General features: G+C 68.4%; 4 protein-coding genes. 3 read left to right on the top strand and 1 reads right to left on the bottom strand.

What is annotated here, in order from left to right; translation table 11 throughout:
- A partial coding sequence (locus A5704_RS04355) for a hypothetical protein (RefSeq protein WP_067887536.1) occupies window positions 1–1,161 on the bottom strand: 1,161 nt, incomplete at its 3' end.
- A gap of 171 nt (window positions 1,162–1,332) precedes the next feature.
- Between A5704_RS04355 and dop the strand changes: the two genes are divergently transcribed.
- The 3 genes from dop to prcB form a co-directional block, all read left to right on the top strand.
- On the top strand, window positions 1,333–2,841 hold the full coding sequence (dop, locus tag A5704_RS04350) for a pup deamidase/depupylase (protein WP_067887532.1): 1,509 nt from the start codon (window positions 1,333–1,335) through the stop codon (window positions 2,839–2,841).
- A gap of 116 nt (window positions 2,842–2,957) precedes the next feature.
- Window positions 2,958–3,152 carry a ubiquitin-like protein Pup gene (locus tag A5704_RS04345; protein WP_067753803.1) on the top strand — a complete coding sequence of 65 codons (195 nt, stop codon included), beginning with the start codon at window positions 2,958–2,960 and terminating at the stop codon, window positions 3,150–3,152.
- On the top strand, window positions 3,149–3,815 hold a 667-nt coding region (gene prcB / locus A5704_RS04340; RefSeq protein ID WP_067783729.1), incomplete at its 3' end, for a proteasome subunit beta. The genes A5704_RS04345 and prcB, both read left to right, overlap by 4 nt.

Below are 3,815 nucleotides of genomic sequence, written 5' to 3'. Positions count from 1 at the left end.
ACCCGCGGTCGGCGCGACGGCGGCGCGGTAGCGGTTGCGGGCGATCAGCGTGGCATGCAGGTCACCGATCAGCGGGTCCAGGAAGGTGGACCGATACTCGGTGTCGCCGGCCGCGCGGGCGCTGATGTACATGAAGGTCAGCGCGCCCAGGAAAAGGCTCATGTGCACCAGCGAGTCCGGGACCGGCAGCGTGAAGCCCAACACCGTCGCGGTGCTCTTGTAGGTGTGGGTCCATTCGTTGAGCAGTTCCGGGCTCAGCACGATCAGGCCGAGAATCAAATAGATGGTGGCCGTGACCACCGCCACCACCAGGATCTGTGCCAGCTGGGACGCGGCCAGAACGAACACCACGTTGAGGCGTTCGCTCTTCCTCAACGGCGTGCTGTCCGGGGCGTCCGGCATGGTCGCGAACGGCGTGCCCGCGAGGTGCTCGGCATCTCCGGAGAAGGCCGCCGCCGACTTCAGCGTCGGTCGCACCCGCTCCACCGTGGCCGAGATGACGAACGCCGCCGCGATGGAGACCAGGAACGCCATCGCCAGCCCGAGCCGGTTCCCGCTGATCGTGGCGGCCATCAGCCAGACGTAGGTGTTGAAGAAGACCAATGCCGTCAGCAGCACGACCGGCAACGCCCGGACCGCCAGCGCGCCGACCATGGTGAAGTGCGACAGCATCATGCGGACCGCCCAGCCGACCACCGAACCGACGCCGAAGCCGGTCAGGATCAGCACGACGGCGATGACGGCGGCCTGCTGCGGCAGCTGCGCAGCGTCTCCCGTCGCCACGCCGACGGACACCACCACCACGACCGACGCCGTCGCTATCGTCGCGCGCGCCCGCCCGTTGCGCGATCGCGACACCAGCCAGCCGACGACCGCCATCAGCGGGAGGCTGAGGCCGATGACGACGAGCACGATCAGCTCCGAAGTCGTTGGTGTGCCGGTGATTTCGACGTCGTGGCCGCCGGTGATCAGATACACCAGCAGGATGCAGGCCTGCAGCGCCGCGTACGCCGCGAGCACCGGCGCCGCGCGCGGCCAGAGCCGGCGCCACCGGGCGCGCCTCGTCAGTACGGACGGCAAACCCCGCGCCAGGAACCAGCTTTCAGCCGCGCCGTTCACCGGACCGCGGCGGCGCGGGGCGCGGCGCAGACTTAGGTCCATGGCGGCTCACCCTACGACGGGCGCCCCGCTCGCGCTGGTCGTTGAGCGACTAGGGCCGCCTTCTCAACGCCCCGCCGCGCGGGGCGCATCGTCGGCGGGCCTAGCCCGATTGCCCGCCTTCTCAACGCCCCGCCGCGCGGGGCGCATCGTCGGCGGGCCTACGCTTAGGCCATGCAACGGATTATCGGGACGGAGGTCGAGTACGGCATTTCATCGCCGTCGGACCCGACGGCCAACCCGATCCTCACTTCGACCCAGGCGGTGCTGGCCTATGCCGCCGCCGCCGGCATTCAGCGCGCCAAACGCACCCGCTGGGACTACGAGGTGGAATCACCGTTGCGGGACGCCCGCGGTTTTGATCTGAGCCGCTCGGCGGGCCCGCCTCCAGTGGTCGACGCCGACGAAGTGGGCGCGGCCAACATGATCCTGACCAACGGCGCGCGGCTCTACGTCGACCACGCCCACCCCGAATACTCGGCGCCCGAGTGCACCGACCCGCTGGACGCGGTGATCTGGGACAAGGCCGGCGAACGCGTCATGGAGGCCGCCGCCAGGCACGTCGCCAGCGTGCCCGGGGCCGCCAAGCTGCAGCTCTACAAGAACAACGTCGACGGCAAGGGCGCCTCCTACGGGTCGCACGAGAACTACCTGATGTCGCGGCAGACACCGTTTTCGTCGATCATCGCGGGACTGACCCCTTTCCTGGTATCCCGCCAGGTGGTGACCGGCTCCGGCCGGGTCGGCATCGGGCCCTCCGGCGACGAGCCCGGCTTCCAGCTGTCCCAGCGCTCCGATTACATCGAGGTCGAGGTCGGCCTCGAGACCACCCTCAAGCGCGGCATCATCAACACCCGCGACGAACCGCACGCCGACGCGGACCGATACCGCCGGCTGCACGTCATCATCGGCGACGCCAACCTCGCCGAGACGTCGACCTACCTCAAGCTGGGCACGACGGCGCTGGTGCTGGACTTGATCGAGGTCGGCCCGGAACACGGGATCGACCTGAGCGACCTGGTGCTGGCCCGGCCGGTGCACGCGGTCCATGCGATCAGCCGCGATCCGTCGCTGCGGGTCGCCGTGGCCCTTGCCGACGGGCGGGAATTGACCGGCCTTGCGTTGCAACGGATTTACCTGGATCGGGTGGCGAAGCTCGTCGACAGCCGCGACCCCGATCCCCGCGCGGCCGACATCGTGGAGACCTGGGCGCAGGTGCTCGACCAACTCGAGCGGGACCCGATGGAGTGCGCCGAGCTGCTCGACTGGCCCGCCAAGCTGCGCCTGCTCGAGGGTTTCCGTCAGCGAGAGAACCTGAGCTGGTCGGCGCCAAGGCTGCACCTCGTCGACCTGCAATATTCCGACGTCCGGCTGGACAAGGGCCTGTACAACCGGCTCGTCGCCCGCGGCTCGATGAAGCGGTTGGTCACCGAGCACCAGGTGCTGGAGGCGGTGGACAACCCGCCGACCGACACGCGCGCGTACTTCCGCGGTGAGTGCCTGCGCAGGTTCGGTGCCGACATCGCCGCGGCCAGCTGGGACTCGGTCATCTTCGACCTCGGCGGTGACTCGTTGGTGCGCATACCGACGCTGGAGCCGCTGCGGGGCAGCAAGGCGCACGTCGGGGCGCTGCTGGACTCGGTGGATAGCGCCGCCGAACTGGTCGAACAACTCACCAGCTAAGCCGGTTAAACCGGGGAACGTCGGGGTTGACCGGTAGGGTAGAGATACCAGCGAGCAGTGTGGCTTAAAAGGCAAGCGAGCCGCTGAACAAGTTCAGATGAAGCAGGAGGCCGGCGATGGCTCAAGAGCAGACCAAGCGTGGCGGTGGTGGTGGCGACGACGACGATCTCGCCGACAGCACGGCCGCGGGCCAGGAGCGCCGCGAGAAGCTAGCCGAGGACACCGACGATCTGCTCGACGAGATCGACGACGTGCTCGAAGAGAACGCCGAAGATTTCGTCCGGGCATACGTCCAAAAGGGCGGACAGTGACCTGGCCCTTCTCCGATCGCCTGTCCACTAACTCCGCATTCCCGGGAACCCCCGCCGTAGACCTGTCGTCGTTTGCTGACTTCCTGCGCCGCCAAGCGCCGGAGCTGCTGCCGGCGAGCCTCGGTGGCGGTGCCCACGCCGATGGGGTGGGCTCGCAGCTGCCGCACGGCACCACCATCGTCGCCCTGAAGTTTCCCGGTGGCGTCGTCATCGCCGGGGACCGTCGCTCGACCCAGGGCAACATGATCGCCGGGCGCGACGTGAAAAAGGTCTATGTGACCGACGACTACACGGCGACCGGCATCGCGGGCACCGCGGCCATCGCCGTGGAGTTCGCCCGCCTCTACGCCGTCGAACTCGAGCACTACGAGAAGCTCGAAGGCGTGCCGCTCACGTTTGCCGGCAAGGTGAACCGACTGGCGATCATGGTGCGCGGAAACCTGGCCGCGGCGATGCAGGGCCTGGTGGCTCTGCCGCTGCTGGCGGGGTACGACATCGACGCGCCCGACCCCGAAGGCGCCGGCCGGATCGTCTCGTTCGACGCCGCCGGCGGCTGGAACCTGGAGGAAGAGGGTTATCAGTCGGTGGGGTCGGGCTCGATCTTCGCCAAGTCCTCCATAAAGAAGTTGTATTCGCGGGTCGTCGATGCCGATTCGGCGGTGC

The sequence above is a fragment of the Mycobacterium sp. E735 genome, from assembly GCF_001666955.1.
Lineage (GTDB): Bacteria > Actinomycetota > Actinomycetes > Mycobacteriales > Mycobacteriaceae > Mycobacterium.
The sequence above is the reverse complement of the archived record's forward strand: the minus strand, read 5'-3'. Positions and strand labels throughout refer to the sequence as shown.